Source organism: Chordicoccus furentiruminis, from assembly GCF_019355395.1.
In the GTDB taxonomy this organism is placed as follows: Bacteria; Bacillota; Clostridia; order Lachnospirales; family Lachnospiraceae; genus Chordicoccus; species Chordicoccus furentiruminis.
The window spans coordinates 3,223,244-3,241,308 of sequence record NZ_CP048829.1; the positions used below are offsets into that span (position 1 = coordinate 3,223,244).

Annotated in this window: 17 protein-coding genes and 1 tRNA gene; 17 read left to right on the forward strand and 1 reads right to left on the reverse strand. The window is 57.9% G+C overall.

Going from position 1 to position 18,065, the window contains the following annotated elements:
* Positions 1 to 101: 101 nt before the first annotated feature.
* The 6 genes from yqeB to G4C92_RS14670 all read left to right on the forward strand — a co-directional run bounded on the left by yqeB (position 102) and on the right by G4C92_RS14670 (position 6,106).
* Entirely contained in the window at positions 102 to 917 is an 816-nt protein-coding gene (gene yqeB, locus G4C92_RS14645; RefSeq protein WP_274940556.1) for a selenium-dependent molybdenum cofactor biosynthesis protein YqeB, read from the forward strand.
* A complete protein-coding gene (gene yqeC, locus G4C92_RS14650; RefSeq protein ID WP_274940557.1) occupies positions 895 to 1,587 on the forward strand; it encodes a selenium cofactor biosynthesis protein YqeC in 693 nt (230 codons plus the stop codon). The genes yqeB and yqeC overlap by 23 nt, the downstream gene beginning before the upstream one ends.
* On the forward strand, positions 1,575 to 2,153 hold the full coding sequence (locus G4C92_RS14655) for a nucleotidyltransferase family protein (protein WP_274940558.1): 579 nt from the start codon (positions 1,575 to 1,577) through the stop codon (positions 2,151 to 2,153). The genes yqeC and G4C92_RS14655 overlap by 13 nt, the downstream gene beginning before the upstream one ends.
* Before the next feature lie 126 nt (positions 2,154 to 2,279).
* Entirely contained in the window at positions 2,280 to 3,629 is a 1,350-nt protein-coding gene (locus G4C92_RS14660) for a hypothetical protein (RefSeq protein ID WP_274940559.1), read from the forward strand.
* Positions 3,630 to 3,709: 80 nt separating this feature from the next.
* Complete coding sequence (locus G4C92_RS14665; RefSeq protein ID WP_274940560.1) at positions 3,710 to 4,873, forward strand: INTS11 family MBL fold metallo-hydrolase; 1,164 nt, start codon at positions 3,710 to 3,712, stop codon at positions 4,871 to 4,873.
* 72 nt (positions 4,874 to 4,945) lie between these two features.
* Positions 4,946 to 6,106 (forward strand): lactonase family protein, encoded by a 1,161-nt coding sequence (locus G4C92_RS14670; protein WP_274940561.1) that lies wholly within the window; start codon positions 4,946 to 4,948, stop codon positions 6,104 to 6,106.
* A gap of 99 nt (positions 6,107 to 6,205) precedes the next feature.
* On the opposite strand, the gene G4C92_RS14675 is transcribed toward G4C92_RS14670, so the two are convergent.
* The gene (locus G4C92_RS14675) at positions 6,206 to 7,246 is read right to left on the reverse strand and encodes a chorismate synthase (protein ID WP_274940562.1); all 1,041 of its coding nucleotides are present in this window, start codon (positions 7,244 to 7,246) and stop codon (positions 6,206 to 6,208) included.
* Positions 7,247 to 7,381: 135 nt separating this feature from the next.
* On the opposite strand from G4C92_RS14675, the gene G4C92_RS14680 reads away from it, so the two are divergent.
* The 11 genes from G4C92_RS14680 (at position 7,382) to G4C92_RS14730 (ending at position 18,052) form a co-directional block, all read left to right on the forward strand.
* Positions 7,382 to 8,353 carry a rhomboid family protein gene (locus tag G4C92_RS14680; RefSeq protein ID WP_274940563.1) on the forward strand — a complete coding sequence of 324 codons (972 nt, stop codon included), beginning with the start codon at positions 7,382 to 7,384 and terminating at the stop codon, positions 8,351 to 8,353.
* A gap of 35 nt (positions 8,354 to 8,388) precedes the next feature.
* Positions 8,389 to 9,669, forward strand: a complete 1,281-nt coding sequence (locus G4C92_RS14685) for a diaminopimelate decarboxylase (protein ID WP_274940564.1) — start codon at positions 8,389 to 8,391, stop codon at positions 9,667 to 9,669.
* A 147-nt stretch (positions 9,670 to 9,816) separates the two neighbouring features.
* Positions 9,817 to 10,398 carry a hypothetical protein gene (locus G4C92_RS14690; protein ID WP_274939363.1) on the forward strand — a complete coding sequence of 194 codons (582 nt, stop codon included), beginning with the start codon at positions 9,817 to 9,819 and terminating at the stop codon, positions 10,396 to 10,398.
* 30 nt (positions 10,399 to 10,428) lie between these two features.
* A complete protein-coding gene (locus tag G4C92_RS14695; RefSeq protein WP_274939364.1) occupies positions 10,429 to 11,688 on the forward strand; it encodes an ISAs1 family transposase in 1,260 nt (419 codons plus the stop codon).
* A 345-nt stretch (positions 11,689 to 12,033) separates the two neighbouring features.
* Positions 12,034 to 12,117 (forward strand) — tRNA-Leu (locus G4C92_RS14700).
* Positions 12,118 to 12,340: 223 nt separating this feature from the next.
* The gene (locus G4C92_RS14705) at positions 12,341 to 12,787 is read left to right on the forward strand and encodes an Rrf2 family transcriptional regulator (protein ID WP_274940565.1); all 447 of its coding nucleotides are present in this window, start codon (positions 12,341 to 12,343) and stop codon (positions 12,785 to 12,787) included.
* A 19-nt stretch (positions 12,788 to 12,806) separates the two neighbouring features.
* A complete protein-coding gene (locus tag G4C92_RS14710; protein WP_274940566.1) occupies positions 12,807 to 13,445 on the forward strand; it encodes a hypothetical protein in 639 nt (212 codons plus the stop codon).
* Positions 13,442 to 13,831 carry a zf-HC2 domain-containing protein gene (locus tag G4C92_RS14715; RefSeq protein ID WP_274940567.1) on the forward strand — a complete coding sequence of 130 codons (390 nt, stop codon included), beginning with the start codon at positions 13,442 to 13,444 and terminating at the stop codon, positions 13,829 to 13,831. The genes G4C92_RS14710 and G4C92_RS14715 overlap by 4 nt, the downstream gene beginning before the upstream one ends.
* Before the next feature lie 114 nt (positions 13,832 to 13,945).
* On the forward strand, positions 13,946 to 16,597 hold the full coding sequence (gene polA / locus G4C92_RS14720; RefSeq protein WP_330654737.1) for a DNA polymerase I: 2,652 nt from the start codon (positions 13,946 to 13,948) through the stop codon (positions 16,595 to 16,597).
* 28 nt (positions 16,598 to 16,625) lie between these two features.
* Positions 16,626 to 17,258 (forward strand): dephospho-CoA kinase, encoded by a 633-nt coding sequence (gene coaE, locus G4C92_RS14725; protein ID WP_274940569.1) that lies wholly within the window; start codon positions 16,626 to 16,628, stop codon positions 17,256 to 17,258.
* Positions 17,255 to 18,052 (forward strand): MBL fold metallo-hydrolase, encoded by a 798-nt coding sequence (locus G4C92_RS14730; RefSeq protein WP_274940570.1) that lies wholly within the window; start codon positions 17,255 to 17,257, stop codon positions 18,050 to 18,052. Before coaE ends, G4C92_RS14730 begins: the two co-directional genes overlap by 4 nt.
* The last annotated feature ends 13 nt before the right edge of the window (positions 18,053 to 18,065 follow it).

Consider the following 18,065-nt stretch of genomic DNA (forward strand, 5'->3'; position numbering starts at 1 on the left):
GCGCAATATGCCGACAGCGGCTGCGTTTTCAGGCACGGACGGCGCGGCGATGAGCCGCGCCGTCCGTGCCTTTTTTATAAGAGAGAGGTGCAGACTGAAATATGAGACCGATCGTAGTGCGAGGGGCCGGAGATCTGGCGACGGGAACGATCATTCGTCTCAGCCGGGCCGGATACAGCGTGATTACGCTGGAATGCGGCCGGCCGACGGCAATCCGCAGGGAGGCGGCCTTCTGTGAGGCAGTCTATCAGGGCAGTAAGACGGTGGAAGGACTGACCTGCGTCCGCGCCGGTACGCCGGAGGCGGCGCTTGCCGCTGTGACGCCGGAGAATCCGCAGCTTCTGATCGATGAAAACGGCTCGTCCATTCCGGTTCTGAGGCCTGACGTTCTGGTCGACGCGGTCATTGCCAAGCGGAACGTGGGCACAAGAATGGACATGGCTCCCCTCACGGTCGCCCTTGGCCCCGGGTTCACCGCAGGCCGCGACGTGCACGCCGTCATCGAGACGATGAGGGGACACGATCTCGGACGGATCATCCGGGACGGAAGCGCGCTGTCCAACACCGGCGTACCCGGACTGATCGCCGGATTCGGGCGGGAACGGGTGATCCATGCCCCGGCGTCCGGGCGGCTCCATACGCTGCATGCGATCGGCGATCTTGTCAGAAAAGGAGAGGCGATCGCGTGGATCGAACGGGACGGCGGCGGACGGACGGAGGTCCCGGCCTCTCTCAGCGGCGTGCTGCGGGGCATTCTTCCGGACGGCTTCGATACGCCGGAGGGCATGAAGATGGCGGATATCGATCCGAGGGCGGAGCAGCGGAAGAACTGCTGCACGGTCTCGGACAAGGCAAGGTGCATCGCCGGAAGCGTGCTGGAGCTGGTCTGCGCTTTTGAGCATCATCATGTGTCCTGACGCGCGGCATGAGACGGACTGGATTCCCGAGCCGCTTTTTCATCTGCCTTCCGGTTCCCGTCTCTATGTCTGCGGCGCCGGCGGCAAGACCACACTGATTCACGTGCTGGCTTCCTTTTATCTCGCAAGAGGCAGAAAGACAGCCGTCACCACGACGACCCATATGATGAGGGAGGAGCCGCTGTGTACGTCTGTCAGGGCGGCCGCGGAGGCGCTTCGGACAGATGGATATGCTTTTGCAGGCAGACTGGATCCGGTGCATCCCGAAAAAATCTGTTCTCTTCCGGAAGAAGAACGAAAAGAGCTGGCGGGGGAGGCGGATCTCATTTTGACGGAGGCGGACGGTGCGCGGCACATGCCGTTCAAGGTGCCGTATCCGTGGGAACCGGTCGTGGATCCCTGGGCCACCGATATCGTCATCGTCTACGGTCTCCGGGCGGCCGGCATGAGGATACGGGAGAGCTGCTACCATCCGGACGGCGTGGCGGAGCTGCTCGCGGGCCGTTTCCCGGAAGCCGCGGAGAAGGGGACCGAAACACGTCTCTCGGAGGAGATGCTGCGTTATGCCGTGGAGAAGGCCTATCTTATGCCTCTCCGCGCCCGTTTTCCGGACGCACATCTTCTCACCGCGGCGGCACACCGGAGGGAGAATTCGACATGTTTCACCTGATCTATCTCGCGGCCGGGTACAGCCGGCGGTTCGGATCGAATAAACTGCTGTATCCGGTCGGGGGACGGCCGATGTACCGCCATCTGCTTGACCGGCTGACCGGCATCGCGGAGAGCGATTCGTTCCGTGCGGATCTGACCGTTGTCACACAGTATGCGGAAATTGCGGATTCAGTCAGCGGCGGGCCTGCCCGCGCCGTTCTGAACGAAGATCCTTCACGCGGCATTTCCTCCTCCCTTCAGACCGGCATCGGTTTTCTTCAGAGAACGGGTGCGCTGAAAGACGAGGATTACCTCGTCTTCTTCACGGCGGATCAGCCATATCTGACGAGAGAGACCGTCGAAGGGTTTCTGAACGCGGTGGAACTGCATCGTCCGCCGCTGGCTGCTGTCGGATACGCGGGTGAGATGATGAATCCCTGCGCTTTTCAGGCTGCCTGGGTTCCGGATCTGATGGCGCTTTCCGGTGACCGCGGCGGCCGGCAGATTCTGAGACGCCATCCGGAGGATGTTCTCCTTTTTGAGACGGATTCTCCCGGCGAACTGGCGGATGTCGACCGATTGTGATAGTATGATGGCATCAGCTGTCTGCGGCGCGGGTGCCGTCGTTCACGCGGTTCTTAATCGGATCCGGCACGAGTAACGGTAACGGGACGGCGGCTGAAAAACAAGGTCAGGCAGCGGAGGTTAGCGGTGACGAGATCCAGGTCCAGGCGATTCTTAGGCATTCCCGATGAATTCTGGGTCGGCTTCGTGGTGATGGTCGGCTTTTTTCTCAAGCTGGTCTATGACATCGAGCTCGGCTATACACGCGGCACCGTCAGCGCGGGCGTCTGGAAGGCGATGAAGGATGGTGTCCCCAACAGCGGCCAGATCGGTGTCATTCAATACTATTTCACCACACACCATCTCCCGGATTTCGACCCGAGATCCGTTTCCTGCTTCTCAAATCCTCCTTTTTACTATATTGTCAGCGCCCTGTATCTGGAGATTATCCACCGGTTGCTCCGATGGGATATCGGCATCGCGCTGCATGTCGTACAGTGCATCAACGTCGTCTATGTACTCATCGGCACAGGAGCGTGCATCGGCATCCTGGGCAAGTTCGGCATCCGGGGCCGGAAGATGGTGATCTCCATCCTCTTTCTCACGTTCTTCCCCACGTTTTATCTTCTGAGCGGCGCGCTGGAGCCGGCAGCGATGAGCTATATGTTCATGATGCTGTCATTGCAGTCCTCCCTCAGCTGGTACAATTCGCGCAGAGCCGGATCGCTGACCCGGACTGCGGTGCAGATCGGGCTCGGACTGATGACGTCCCCCGGCTGTCTGACGGTACTGCTTCCGGTTCTGTTTCTGATGCGTCATGCGGTCACCGACGGAAGGAGAAGCAGCGTACCTTTCAGCCGGCAGTTCCGGAAATTTGCGCTGATCACCGCCGCGCTCGGGCTGTGGTGGCCGCTTTACCGGCTGATCCGGTTCGGCGTCCCGCTTCTTTACTGGGAGACGGCATCAGGAGAACCGATCCGCCAGTCCCTGATCTCAAGGCTCCGGATTCCGTCCCCTGCGATGCTCGCCCATCTCCATACGGTCTCCGGAGGAAAGACGGAATCCAATATCTGGGCTCAGATCTTCAAGACCGCGCTGGTCGGATTTGACTCCCTCGATATCTCTCTCAGAGGAACTTACATCGTGACGATGCTCGCGCTGTACCTCTCGATTCTGATCTGTCTGATCTTCCACGTGATGCTGATCTACACGCTGTTCACAGAACGTCTGGACACAGTGCGCAAACGCTTCATTCTGATCGGTTACCTTTCCATCCTCGTCTCCTTCATTCTGGCGGCAGGATGGTTCCCGAATACCGGAACGGTCGATTTCAGGTATATGGCCCCGATCCTTGTATTTCCGCTGATCGGTTTCGGTCTCTGCGGAGGCGCCGACGGGACGGACAATCTCTTCGAGAAGATTACGCATGCGGCGGTCAGTCCGATGGTACTGATCTTCTCGCTGATTTCCGCATTTCTGTTCGGCTTTTACCTGTGAGCGGACACGATGATCCCGCAGGGAGACGTCTGAGATCCAGTCCGTTTCGTTTACGAAAACAGCAGGAAGGGTGAGTGCATATGGAGCTCTATATCGCCGGAGGATGCTCGGAACACGGACGGAACTGCTTTCATGTCAAAGGGGAGAACCTTTCCTTTCTCGTTGACGCGGGTCTGATGAAGGAAAAGCCGGAGGTGCCGTATCCGGATCTGACGGAGGAACAGATCGGCGGAGCGGATTACCTGTTTCTGACTCATGCCCACAGCGATCATGCGGGAGCACTGCCCTGGCTCCTGAAACACGGCTTCCGGGGCGTGGTGGTCGCCAGCCGGCCCACCTTTGATACCATACCGGCGTTCAGAGGCCGGCGGAAAACGCTGGAGGATCTGTCCGGGCCGCTGGAGGAGTGCATGCTGAGCGGAGGGATCGCGGTGACCTGGGGACGCAGCGGGCATTGTTTCGGCAGCGTCTGGTACCGATTCCGGGCCGAGGGAAGACGCCTTGTCTTCACCGGGGACTACGAGGAGAAATCGCTGGCCTACCGCTGTGACCGCATCCGTGACGTGGAGGCGGATCTTGCCGTGGTCGACTGCGCTTACGGCGTGGAGACAGAGAATGCCTCGGTCAACCGGGACCGGGCGCGGAAGGCGGTCCGGCACTGGAGGAAGAAAGCCGTTCCGCTCTTTTTTCCTGTTCCGGCCAACGGGCGGGGACTTGATGTGATTCGCCTGCTGGCGGACGCCGGCGTGCCCGTTGTCTTTCCCGATGAGACGGCTTCTCGCCTTCGTGATACGCCGGAGACCCGTTTCTGGCTGAAAAAGGGTTTCCTGCACTCGGCTGCATCGCTGAGAAGGGCAGACGGAAAGGAATTCGCGTCCTTCCTCTCGGAATGGGAGAAGGGGCCGGCTGCATTTCCCCGGGGACTTCGGAGAGCCGCTATCCTTGTGAGCGATTCGCAGCTGGCAAGGCCCGAGAACCGGAAGGCGGCGGACGCGGTCACGGCGGCCGGAGGACAGGTGATTCTCACCGGTAAGCAGGATCCGGCGAGCTGCGCAAAGAGGCTTCTGACGGAGCACAGGGCGGAGTTCGACCGTCTGTCGGTTCATCAGAACGCGGAGGAAATGGAGGCACTGGACAAAAAGAACCGGTTCCGCTATGTGATCCCTTACCATTCGCGCCAGTCCCTCCGGTTCGACGACCGGCGTATCCTGGTTCTTGAAACCGGCGACAGAGTGAAATTCTGAGGAAATGGTGGAAAGCCTTTCTGCGTTGGCATATAATGACAGTAACACGTTTGAATGCGGGGGTGACCTAAGATGGCAGTGAAGGATGAGCAGTATGTAGCGTATGTCGGCACCTATACCAACGGGACCAGCAAGGGAATTCATATCTATGACGTCGATGTGAAGGAGGGACTGCTGCATCTCCGCAAGGTGGTGCCCGTCAACAATTCCTCATATCTTACCCGGTCGAGAAACCGGAAGATTCTCTATTCCATCGCGGATGAAGGCGTCTGTGCGTTCGCAATCCAGCCGGACGGCGATCTGAAGCCGATCAACGAGATCGACATCAACGGCATGCGCGGCTGTCATATGTCCGTGGATCTGGACGGCAAGTATCTCTTCGTTGCCGGCTATCACGACGGGAAGGTGACAGTTGTCCATACTCACCGCGACGGGCGGCTCGGCAATCTGATGGACGGCGTGTTCCACAAGGGCATCGGCGCGGTAAACGAGCGCAGCTTCCGGCCTCATGTATGCTGCGTCCGCGTCACACCGGACAACCGCTTCCTGTGTGCGGTGGACAACGGCATCGACCAGATTGTCCTGTACCGGATCAACCACACCTACAACAAGCTTCAGAAGGTGGACATTCTCCGGATGGGGAGGGAAGCCGGTCCGCGGAGCATCCACTTCAGCAAAAACGGAAAGCAGGCTTACGTCCTCTGCGAGATCATGAACGTGGTCCGCGTCTACGATTATTCCGTGACGGACGGCTATCCGAACTTCGATCTCCGTCAGGAAATTTCGACGCTGTCCGACGCCAGAGATCCCCACGATGCGGCGTCCGCGCTCCGTATTTCCTACGACGGCCGTTATCTGTTCTGTTCGACGGCGGGGGATGATTCCGTCGCCTGCTATCAGATCGATCCCCAGACCGGTCTCCTCACGAGACTGTTCTCGCTTCCGACGGCCGGTATTTACCCGAAGGATCTCGCTCTTTTCCCGGATCAGAAGCATATCGCCGTGGTGAACAACGGTTCGGGAACGATCACGACCTTCGCGATTGATTACGAGAAGCATACGCTGGTCATGAAGGGCCGTCCTCAGACGCTGGACACGCCGAACTGCATGGTATTCCAGCAGATTGAAAAAAGGCCTGATGATGTCCGTGAGGTGACGGAAGAGGAGGCGGAAGCCGCCGCGAAGCCGCTGCCGCGGAACTATATGCCGACTCCGATCGGAGAGATGTGCTGAGAGCGGACTCCCGGCCGGAACGAAATGAACCGATGCGGATGAGAAGACAGGAACGCCCCGGGACACCACGTCCCGGGGCCTCTTCATGTGAACGGCCGCTCAGTGGTCCGGCCTGCGGTAAAAGGCTTCGAATGCGTCCATTCTGGCCGACTGATTGATCATCATCTCATCGGTCAGCGTCAGCGCCGCCATCGCCTCCACCACCACCGCGGCGCGTGGTCCGATGACCGGGTCGTGCCGTCCGCGGATCCGGACCTGCGTTTCATCTCCGCCGTCCGTCACGGTCTGCTGCATAAGGGAAATCGAAGGTGTCGGCTTGAAGCTGACGCGGATCAGGATGTCGGCTCCGTCGCTGATGCCGCCCAGAATGCCGCCGGCGTGGTTGGCGGCCGTCACCGTCCGTCCGTCCCGGATCCGGAACGGATCGTTGTTTTCCGAGCCCGAGGAAGAGGCGGCCTGTACGCCGTCGCCGATCTCCACGGCTTTCACTGCGCCGATGGAAAAGAGAGCGCCACCGAGCCGCGCGTCAAGCTTGTCGAAAACCGGCTCTCCGATGCCGGCCGGAACGCCGCGGATCACGCATTCCACCACGGATCCCAGCGAATCGCCGGCGGCGCGGGCCGCCGCGACGGCTTCCTCCGCCTCTGCCATCGGGCGGCCGCCGACGGAGACCACCTTCGTCTTGAACGTGACGCCGACGCGCGCGAGAATCTTCTCCGCGATGGCGGCGGCCGCGACGCGTCCGGCCGTCTCGCGGCCGGAGCTGCGGCCGCCGCCGCGGTAATCACGGATGCCGTACTTGGCCGCAAAGCCGAAATCCGCGTGGCCGGGACGGAAGATGTGAGCGATCGGGCCGTAGTCGGCCGAATGCTGGTCCGTGTTCCGGATCAGAAGGGAGACGGGCGTGCCGGTGGTCTTTCCTTCGAAGACGCCGGAGAGGATTTCAACCTCGTCGGCCTCTTTCCGCATGGTCGACATCGGACCGGCATTCGGCCGGCGCCGCTCCATCAGCGGACGAAAGTCGGCCGGAGAGAGCGGAAGTCCGGCGGGGCAGCCGTCGACGACGGCGCCAAGGGCGGGGCCGTGGGATTCTCCCCATGTGGTAACGCGGAATATGCAGCCAAAGGATGATCCAGCCATTTATAGTCTCCTTTTCCTGTTCAACAGATGCCACCATCATATCACATCGGACCGCCCTCCTGCCAGATCGCATCCGTGATTGACAGCGATTGACGGATTTTTTATAATGAACACAGTTTACGCTTCGAGGTATGCATGAATAATCTGTTCAACAAGCTTGAGAGAAAATTCGGGAAATACGCCATCCCGCATCTGACGTTCGTGATGATCGGCTGTTATGTGGTCGGCTATCTCCTTCAGGCCGTGAACCCGGAGTTCCCGGCCGCGTTTCTGAGTCTTGATATCAGCCAGATTCTGCGCGGCCAGATCTGGAGGCTGTTCACATGGATCCTGATTCCCCCTTCGTCGCTCGATGTCTTCACGCTGATCATGCTGTTCTTTTATCTCAGCATCGGCGTCTCGCTGGAAAGAGCATGGGGAGATTTCTACTACAATCTGTATCTGATCGGCGGGATGATCATCTCCGTCGCGGCGGCCTTCATCTCCTACGGGGTGTTCTCAGCGCTGCGTCCGGGCTTCGGCACGGCGATCGGACAGTGGATCGGGTACGCGTTTTCCACCTACTATATCTGCATGTCGCTGATGCTCGCCTATGCCGCCACTTTCCCGGACGCCACCGTTCTCCTGATGTTTGTGATCCCGGTCAGAATGAAAGTGCTCGGATGGATCTACGGCGCGTATATGGCTTACGATGTCATCACGCTGATCCGCTACGCCGTCAGCGCGCATCAGATTCTCTACTGGATCAATGTCATCGCAATCTGCGCGTCGCTGGCCAATTTCCTGATTTTCTTCCTTTCCGGCCGCAGGGGAAGCCGTCTCACGAGAGAACAGCGGAGGATGCGCCGCTCCTTCCGTGACGCACAGAGGGCTGCCCGCGGCGCGCGTCCCCGCACCGTGGACGGAACCGCACGGGAGGCGGATGTGGAGAAGATCAGACCGTACCGGCACCGATGCGAGGTCTGCGGGCGGACGGATGTATCGGATCCGGATCTTGAGTTCCGATACTGCTCCAAATGCGACGGCGCTCACGAATACTGCATGGACCATCTGTACACCCACACCCATGTGAAGGGACCGCACAGCGCGGATGAAGGCGGACACTGACCCGGAAAGGCACAGAGAAAAACGAGGCACTGAATATGAAAAGACCGTTTACGACAAAAGAGAAGCTCGAGGAAATCAGCAGGGAAATCCCCACGCCGTTTCACATCTATGACGAGAAGGGAATCCGCGAGAACGCGAGACTTGTGAAGAAGGCTTTCTCCTGGAACAAAGGATTCCGCGAGTACTTTGCCGTGAAAGCAGAGCCGAATCCTGTCATTCTGAAGATCCTGAAGGAAGAGGGCTGCGGCTGCGACTGCTCCTCGCTGACCGAGCTGATGATGGCGAAGGCCATCGGCAATGACGGCGAGATGACGATGTTTTCTTCGAACGACACACCGCCTGAGGAGTATGTTTACGCCCATGACATGAACGCCATCGTCAATCTTGACGATTTTACCATGATCGACTGCTACGCGCAGGCCGTCGGGTCTTTCCCGAAGAAGATGTGCTGCCGCTATAATCCGGGCGGCGTCTTCAAGGTTTCGAACGGCATTATGGACACGCCGGGTGAATCGAAGTACGGCATGACGGACGAACAGCTGTTCAAAGCGTTCCGCATTCTGAAAAAGAACGGTGTGGAGGAGTTCGGGATTCACTCCTTCCTTGTCTCCAACGCGATGACCAACGACTACTATCCGATGCTGGCCAAGCTGCTGTTCCAGCTGGCTGTCGAACTTCATCGCGACACCGGATGCCACATCACGTTCATCAACCTTTCCGGAGGCGTCGGCATCCCCTATAAGCCGGATGACAAGGCGAATGACATTCTTGCGATCGGCGAGGGCGTGCGGAGGGCCTACGAGGAGGTGCTTGTCCCTGCCGGGATGGGTGATGTGGCGATCTACACGGAGATGGGCCGCTTTATGACGGGTCCATACGGGGCTCTCGTCACCCGGGCGATCCATGAGAAGAACATCATGAAGCATTACATCGGCGTGGACGCCTGCGCCTGCAACCTGATGCGCCCGGCGATGTACGGCGCCTACCATCACATTACGGTGATGGGCAAGGAGGACGCGCCTCTGACGAATATCTATGATGTCACCGGTTCGCTCTGCGAGAACAACGACAAGTTCGCCGTGGATCGGATGCTTCCGAAGATCGAGATCGGTGATCTGCTTTACATCCACGACACGGGCGCCCACGGCTTTTCAATGGGCTATAACTACAACGGAAAGCTCCGGAGCGCGGAGGTCCTGCTTCATGAGGACGGCAGCTTCGAGAAGATCCGCCGGGCCGAGACGCCGGCCGACTACTTTGCCACTTTCAGCGAGCTTCCGATCTATGACCGTCTGATCGCCAGGGCTGTTTCATGAAGAGAAATTAAGATAGGTTACATCTCAGTTTTTATCGGGGATAGCGATTGATATACATGTCAATTGCTACCCTCGATTTTTTTGCATTGTAGAGGTATAATGTCTTTATAGTATAGGTATATGCCACCTATACAGAAAGGAGGCATTATGCAGAAGCTGGATAAAGTCTATCCAGAGTGGGTGCAGAAGTTTCGGACGAAAGGAACTACTGTGAAGAAAAAAGGAGACGCTTATTATCTTTACAAGCGTACTTCAAAACGTGTGCCTGGCAAAAAATACCCGCAGCCGGTCGACCGTTATCTCGGAAAGATCACACCGGACGGAGTGATCAAAAGTGACATGAGGAAAGTATCTGTCAGTTCCATTGAGGTAAAGGAATACGGTTTTTCAAAAGCAGTATGGGATCTTTGCCCGGAAGATTGGAAAAAACCTCTTGGGGATGATTGGGAAGATGTCCTTCGGATCCTGATCAAAAAGGATTCTCCGAATACATTTCTGGGAAAGGAGTATGTCATCAAAGATGAGGATGAATTCCGCTATCAGTTCGCGGCGCAGAAGTCATCTCTCATCCGGCGGATCTTCAAGGCAACGGGGATCGAATGGGAAGAACTCACTTCCCTGAATACGATATATAAAGTTTATCTGGAGAAAGAGGCAGTCATCTCCAGGATCACATCCGAGCAGAAAGCCCTGTTGGAACGGGCCGGGATAGAACTGGAGGTCGGCTAAGCTGTTGGGGCTGCCTGCTATGTAAGGCCGTTGATCGAGTTCCTTCGGACAGTTCCGGACCCAAGAAAAGAACGGAACCGGCGCCACGACCATGCGGAGATACTGCTGTGCCTGGCTATAGGATATGCGGCGGGAAAGACATCCTATCGCAGGGCGATGGAGTGGTGCGAACGCCATATATCATTTCTCCGTACAGGGATGACATTGAAAAACGGGGTCCCATCCGTATCAACGGTCAGCAGGCTGATGTCTTCGATCGACGAGGAGTTGTTTCTTTATGCCTTTATGGAATGGATCGGAGAGATCCTGGACTCACGGGGACTGCATCTGATCATTGATGGGAAAGCGCTGCGCGGGGCAACATCAAAGGTCCGGGGCGAACGGACCCCTATGATCATGAATGTGATCGACGCGCAGACGAAGCTCGTACTGTGCCAATATCCCATTGATTGTAAGGAAAACGAATGCGCGGCGATACCGAAGTTACTGAAGCTGCTGAATATCCGGGGAAGTACAGTGACTATAGACGCGATCGGCACCAATACTGGTATCATGGAGCAGATCGTGCAGGCGGGCGGTCATTATGTATTGACCGTAAAAAGGAACAATCCAGAGACATATGAAGATCTGGTCAGAACTTTTCAGGAACTGGGAAAGACCTACGAAGACAGTCAGGCAGATGGATCCTGTAAAAAGCGGTACCAGGAACTCCTCGCAAAGTATGAGCAGGATGACCACTATGAAAAAAACAGGGAACGGCATGAACATCGATACTACCAGGTGTGTCATGACCCGACGGTATTGGAACGGACCATGAGGGACTGGGGATCTGTAAAAACGGTCGGATGTGTACGGCAGATACGGATACCAGTCCGGAGAAATGAGAAAGGCGAGGAGACAACGCCAGATGAAAAGACATTTTTACAAAACAGGGAAAAAACAATAGGGGCAGACGCTGATGACGGGAGATCGGCAAAGGTCCAGATGGTCGGGGTGGTATCAGACAGAGAGCTCAGTCTGGATGAGATGGCAAAGATCAAACGGCAGCACTGGATGATAGAGAACAGTCTTCATCATGTGCTGGACGATACATTCCGGGAAGATCGCTCACCAGCTAAAAGATCCAGGAATAATCTGGCCCTGATCAGAAAGATCAGTTATAACGTGTTGAGGATAGCCTTTAAGGAAGAAATATCCCCAGGCGTTATGACTGAAAGGATGGACATATTTGCTGATAGTCCGGATCTGATCACGAAATATTTCTTCTCACCCATACTGAGCCTCAATTAAAGTATAGGTAATCCGGAAGGCTCTGTAAAGGTAGAGAGGGGTATTTTGCGCTTTTTCATGAGGGAAAAAGGGTGATATTCCGGACGCACCCGCCCAATAAGGAAGAAACGTCGCGGAAGCGACGTTTCTAGGAATCAAACCCGCCCGTCCGGAGCAGGGGAATGTAAAAATGACGTGATTCATAGTATAAAGCGGGTCGGAACAGTATTCATGAAACAACCCTGTCTGATCGCTGAAACGCGTTGAGTGATCACGCTTTCTGTGCTATACTTGACTGTGCCTGCGGGCCGGAGTTTCTCTGATGAACATGTATCTGCGGGATGCTCCGTCGCGGCGCAGCGCTTCGCCGGCGTGTCGGAACTGGCAGACGAGGCAGACTCAAAATCTGTTGACCGAAAGGCCGTGCGGGTTCGATTCCCGCCGCCGGCATGATCCCAAAGAGCCGAAAAACCCTCACGGGTTTCCGGCTCTTTCTTTCTTCCGGGTCAAAATCGTGCGTCAGCCGTAATGCAGAAACGGATGCGGAAATCCGGAACGGAGCGGGACGACCGGACGGGACCGGGTTTTCGCCACGGACCGCTTGAAATGGAGAACCGGATCGGCTATAGTATGATCGTAAAAAACAAAGTGACAACACATTCGGAGCGGAATTATGCAGGTATCGACGAAATTTACGATTGCCCTTCATATCCTTGCGGCGACGGAATACTTCGGAAAGGATCAGAAAATCACAAGCGAGCTTCTTGCGTCCAGCATCGGGAGCAATCCGGTTATCATACGGAATATCATGGGATCGCTTCGAAACGCGGGACTCATTGAGATCAAACGCGGGCCCGGAGGCATCACGATCAGCCGCCCGCTTGATCAGATCACGTTTTATGATGTCTACGAAGCGGTGGAGACAAACAAGGACACGCTGTTTCATTTCCATGACGACCTGAATCCGAATTGTCCGGTCGCCCGGAACATGCACGGCGCGCTGGACGGCAAGCTGACGGAGATCCAGAGACAGTTCGGGGAAGATCTGAAGCGGTTCACCGTCGGCGATGTGGTGAGGGACCTTTACAGGAACATCGAAGGCGAGAAGAAGATCAGCTGAAGGGACGGTGAAAGACCGGATGCCCGGCAAGGAAAGACAGACGACCATCACGACATACACCGGAAAACGCTTCGATCCGGTTCATCCGGATCCGGATCTGATTGATATCCGGGATATTGCGCACGCGCTGTCTCTGATCTGCAGAGGCAACGGACAGGTGAGGACATTCTATTCGGTGGGACAGCACTGCATCGCCTGTGCCAGGGAGGCGGAGACGAGAGGATATCCGCCCCGTCTCGCGCTCGCCTGCCTGCTTCATGACGCGGGCGAGTGCTATCTGTCCGACGTCCCGAGCCCGTTCAAACGTGTTCTGCCGGATTACCGGGCGTATGAGAACCGTCTGCTGGAACTGATCTATCGCCGTTATCTCGGCTCTCCGCTCTCGGACAAAGAGCAGTCCGATCTGGACGGGATCGATCATGCCATGCTGGATCGGGATCTCGCGTGTCTGCTGGGAGAGACACAGGCGGAGAAGCCGGATCTGCTCACACGGCCTGATTATACAGTGCGCCCGTTCGAACGGGTGGAGCAGGAGTTTCTGACGCTGTTCCGCCGCCTTGCCGGGGCGGTGAGGGAGACCGGGAAGGGAGAACCGGCGCACACGGAGAGCCGGTATGTCCATGAAGCAGACCGGGAGAAGGGAGAGGGGAGAGCGTGAAACTCGAATGCCGCGACGCGCAGCGCATGGTGCCCGATTATCTCGCGAAGAAACTCGACGACAAGGAGTGCGCCGCCTTCCTTTCGCATGTGAAGAGCTGTCCGCGCTGCATGGAGGAGCTGGAGACCAGCTTTATGATCGACTATTTCCTGCGGTATCTGGACGAGGATACGGACCGGTCCTTCGACATCCGGAGGCTTCTTAAGGAAAATATCCGGAAAAGCGAGCTTCGGATCCGGCGGCACAGGCTGCTCGCGCTTCTTTTCTGGATTCTGATCCTCGTGCTCGCGGCGGTCATCACGCTGATCGTGCTGGTTCTTTTCTTCCCTCGGCTTCTGCCCCATATGTGGGACACGGTTCTTCGTGCATTAACCCGCTTCTTCTGAGCCGCTTCGCGCGCGGCTCCGTTTTTCATTCTGAGGAACGGCGCCGGAAAACCCGGACCGGATCCGGGACGGTTCACCGATCCGGCCTGCATGTCCCGAAAATAAAGGAGAATGATGAGCAGACTATTACTGATTGACGGACACAGTATTCTGTTTCGTGCGTTTTATGGTATGCCGCTTGCGATGACGGCGCCCGACGGGCGTCACACCAACGCGGTATACGGCTTTCTGGCGATTGTCGGAAAGGTTGTGGAGGAGGAAAAGCCGGATTTTCTGGCGGTCGCCTTCGATCTTGCCGCGCCTACGTTCCGCCACAGGCTGTACCCGGAGTACAAGGGGAACCGCGCGCCGGCGCCGGAGGAATTTCATGAGCAGGTGCCTGTGATGAAGCAGCTGCTTGCCGATATGGGGATTCCGGTTGTCACCTGCGAGGGATGGGAGGCAGACGACATTCTCGGCACGCTGGCCTCGAAGGCGGAGAAGGACGGCACGGAGGTGACGATCCTGTCGGGCGACCGGGACCTTCTGCAGCTTGCGGACGATCATACCCGGATCGTGATCCCGAAGACGAAGGGGGGACAGACCGCCTATGAGCGCTACACGCCGGCGGAGGTTCAGGCTGCGTTCGGAGTGAGCCCGGAGGACTTCATCCAGCTGAAGGCTCTGATGGGGGACAGCTCTGACAATGTGCCGGGACTTCCCGGTGTCGGGCCGAAGACCGCTCTCAAAATCATGCAGACCTTCGGATCGATCGAGTCGGCTCATGAGCATGTCGGGGAAATCAGACCGAAGAAAGCCATGGAGGCGATGCGCGACCATTATGACGATCTGATGCTGAGTCTCGATCTGGTGACGATCCGGCGGAACGCGCCGGTCGAATACGATCGCAAGACCTTCGCATTCGGCAGTCCCTGGACGGAAGCGGCGCTCCGGGACTGCCGCGAGCTCGGCTTCCGCTCCATCGTCAGCCGCTATGAGGACAGCGGGAAGAAGCCGGAACCACAGCCGGACGATTTCCGCCGCATCACGGAACTGGCCGCCTTCGAGGAGACGCTCCGCGCCGCTGCGGCTGCGCCGGCTGCCGGCGTTTCCGCGGAAACCGCGGGGGGCCGACTGTTCGCGGCCGCTGTGGCCTTCGGCGATGAGACCGCGGTCGTCGCCCCCGGAGGCTTTCTGACTCAGGAGGTGATACGGGACGGTTTCCGCCGTCTGCTGCATAAGCGGACGGCGGAGACCGCCTGCATGCACGCCAAAGAGCTGATCCGGTTCTGCGGCTTCACGGACGCCTCGAGACTTTTTGACTGCGTGATCGCGTCCTATCTTCTGGATCCGCTGAAATCGGACTGGGACTACGAGGCCATCGCGCAGGGTGCGCTCGGCCGCTCCGTCCCTTCGGAAGACGATCTGCTGGGAAAGAAAGGTCTGGCCGGACTGAACGGGATGACGGACGAGGAGGCGGAAGAGAAAGCGGTCCTGCTTGCCGGATATGAGGCATCCGTTGCTCTGCAGGCGGAGAAACCGCTTGAGGAGAAACTGAAGGAGACGGGAATGCTGGCTCTTTTCGAGTCGGTCGAGATGCCTCTGACAGCGGTACTGGCATCCATGGAAGAAGCCGGAATCCGGGCGAGCCGCGAGGCGCTGGCCCGGTACGGGAACGAACTGGACGCTCATATCAAAGAGCTCACCGGACGGATTTTCGCGGAGGCAGGAGAAGAATTCAATCTCAACAGTCCTAAGCAGCTGGGCGAGATTCTGTTCGGAAAGATCGGCATTCCCGGCGGCAGGAAGACAAAGACCGGCTACTCGACGGCGGCGGGCGTTTTGGAGAAGCTGTCGGACGATTACCCGATCGCGGCGGACATCCTGGATTACCGCACCTACTCGAAGCTCAAATCCACCTATGCGGACGGCCTTCCGTCCTTCATCGGACCGGACGGCCGAATTCACACTACATTCAATCAGACGGTCACGGCCACAGGACGTCTATCCAGCACGGACCCGAACCTCCAGAACATCCCGATGCGGGAGGAGCTGGGCCGGCGGATCCGGAAGTGCTTCTGTCCGGAGGAGGGAAATGTCTTCGTCGATGCGGACTACTCACAGATTGAGCTTCGGATCCTCGCCCATATGTCCGGAGACGAGAAACTGATCGAAGCGTACCGTCAGGCGAAGGATATCCACCGGATTACGGCATCCCAGGTCTTTCATGTGCCGTTTGACGAGGTGACGGACCAGCAGCGCCGGAACGCCAAGGCGGTCAATTTCGGCATCGTGTACGGGATCAGCTCCTTCGGTCTGTCGCAGGGACTGTCGATCTCGACGAAGGAGGCGCAGGAGTATATCCGGCAGTATTTCGCAGCCTACCCGAAAATCAAGAGCTTTCTGGACGGGCTCGTCTCAAGCGCGAAGGAGAAGGGCTATGCCGTCTCTCTTTTCGGACGGAGACGGCCGGTGCCCGAGCTGAAGGCTTCCGCCTTCGCCCAGCGCTCCTTCGGCGAGCGCGTCGCGATGAACAGCCCGATTCAGGGCACTGCGGCCGATATCATCAAGATCGCGATGATCCGCGTCTTCCGCCGTCTGGCGGAGGAAGTGCCGGAGGCGCGTCTGATCCTTCAGATCCACGACGAGCTGCTGGTGGAGGCACCGGCGGAACGGGCGGAAGAGGTCATGCGGATCCTCACGGAGGAGATGGGAAAGGCAGCCGACCTCTCTGTCTCTCTTGAGACGGACTGCCATACCGGCTCGGACTGGTATGAGGCGAAATGATTCGGCGGAAACCGAAAGGGGAACAGCTATGTATGTGATCGGCGTGACGGGCGGCATCGGATCGGGAAAGTCCGCCGTGCTTGCGTATCTTGAGGAACGGTACGGCGCGTTCGTGCTCCGTCTGGACGATGAGGCGCGGGCTCTGACCATGCCGGGAGGCGGCTTTTACCCGGAAGCCGTCTCGATGCTGGGAAAGGAATTTCTCCGGCCTGACGGCACACTGGACCGGGAAGGTGTCGCCCGGCTTATTTTCGGCGACGAAGAGGCGAAGCGGCGCTGGAACGCGCGTCTTCTGCCCATGGTCCGGAGACGCACGGAAGAGAGGCTGAGGGAGAAGCGGGCGTCCGGCGTCCCGCTTTTTGTGATCGAATCCGCCATTCTCCTGGAAGAGAAATACGATGCATTCTGCAACGAACTGTGGTATATTTATGCGGATGAAGCCACAAGATACGGCCGTCTTTCGTCCGCGAGAGGCTACAGCGCGGAACGGATCCGCCGGACGATGGCGCAGCAGCTGCCGGAGAACCGGTTTCGTGCGCGCTGCGATGTGGTGATCGATAACAGCGGTTCCTTCGATGAGACGAAGAGAGCCGTCGATCTGAGAATGAAAGAACTGGAAAGAAAGGGGTCGTTCTCCGGCGCGGAGGACACGCTTGAATGAAATTCTGCAGTATTGCGAGCGGGAGCAGCGGGAACTGCATCTACGCGGGAAGTTCGGAAACGTCCGTGCTGATTGACGCGGGCATCTCGGGAAAACGGATTGAGCAGGGCCTCAATTCCATCGAACAGAGTACCTTGGACATCAACGGGATTCTTGTCACGCACGAGCATTCCGACCATATCAAGGGCCTCGGCGTTCTCGCCCGGCGTTACGGCATTCCGGTATACGGAACGAAGGGGACGCTGGACGCTTTGAAGGAGATGACCTCGATCGGAAAGCTCCCGGAAACGCTCCTGCATACGGTGAAGGCCGATGATCCCTTTTCTATCGGAGATCTGGAGATTCATCCTTTCACGATCTCCCACGACGCCGCCGAGCCGGTCGGGTACAGGATCTCCCACAACGGCCGGTGCTGCGCCGTCGCCACGGATATGGGCTGCTACGACGAGTATATGGTGAAGGAGCTGACTGGTCTTGATGTGCTCCTTCTCGAGTCGAATCACGACGTCCACATGCTGGAGGCAGGCCGTTACCCGTACTATCTCAAGCGCCGCATTCTCGGTGAGAGGGGGCATCTTTCCAACGAGACGGCCGGCAGACTGCTGTCACGCGTGCTTCACGACGGGATCCGCGAGATCTATCTGGGACATCTGAGCCAGGAGAACAATTACGAGGCGCTGGCCTATGAGACGGTGAGAGACGAGGTGACGCTCGGCGACAATCCCTACCGGGCAGATGATTTCCGGATATCCATCGCGCACAGGGACCGGCCGGGCGAACCGGTAGTCTTCTGAAGGACAGACATAC

Bases quoted from the DNA above. Each gene is read 5' to 3' on its own strand.
- yqeB (WP_274940556.1), top strand. From the start codon at position 102: ATGAGACCGATCGTAGTGCGAGGGGCCGGAGATCTGGCGACGGGAACG.
- G4C92_RS14655 (WP_274940558.1), top strand. From the start codon at position 1,575: ATGTTTCACCTGATCTATCTCGCGGCCGGGTACAGCCGGCGGTTCGGA.
- G4C92_RS14665 (WP_274940560.1), top strand. From the start codon at position 3,710: ATGGAGCTCTATATCGCCGGAGGATGCTCGGAACACGGACGGAACTGC.
- G4C92_RS14670 (WP_274940561.1), top strand. From the start codon at position 4,946: ATGGCAGTGAAGGATGAGCAGTATGTAGCGTATGTCGGCACCTATACC.
- G4C92_RS14675 (WP_274940562.1), bottom strand. From the start codon at position 7,246: ATGGCTGGATCATCCTTTGGCTGCATATTCCGCGTTACCACATGGGGA.
- G4C92_RS14680 (WP_274940563.1), top strand. From the start codon at position 7,382: ATGAATAATCTGTTCAACAAGCTTGAGAGAAAATTCGGGAAATACGCC.
- G4C92_RS14685 (WP_274940564.1), top strand. From the start codon at position 8,389: ATGAAAAGACCGTTTACGACAAAAGAGAAGCTCGAGGAAATCAGCAGG.
- G4C92_RS14690 (WP_274939363.1), top strand. From the start codon at position 9,817: ATGCAGAAGCTGGATAAAGTCTATCCAGAGTGGGTGCAGAAGTTTCGG.
- G4C92_RS14705 (WP_274940565.1), top strand. From the start codon at position 12,341: ATGCAGGTATCGACGAAATTTACGATTGCCCTTCATATCCTTGCGGCG.
- G4C92_RS14710 (WP_274940566.1), top strand. From the start codon at position 12,807: ATGCCCGGCAAGGAAAGACAGACGACCATCACGACATACACCGGAAAA.
- polA (WP_330654737.1), top strand. From the start codon at position 13,946: ATGAGCAGACTATTACTGATTGACGGACACAGTATTCTGTTTCGTGCG.
- coaE (WP_274940569.1), top strand. From the start codon at position 16,626: ATGTATGTGATCGGCGTGACGGGCGGCATCGGATCGGGAAAGTCCGCC.
- G4C92_RS14730 (WP_274940570.1), top strand. From the start codon at position 17,255: ATGAAATTCTGCAGTATTGCGAGCGGGAGCAGCGGGAACTGCATCTAC.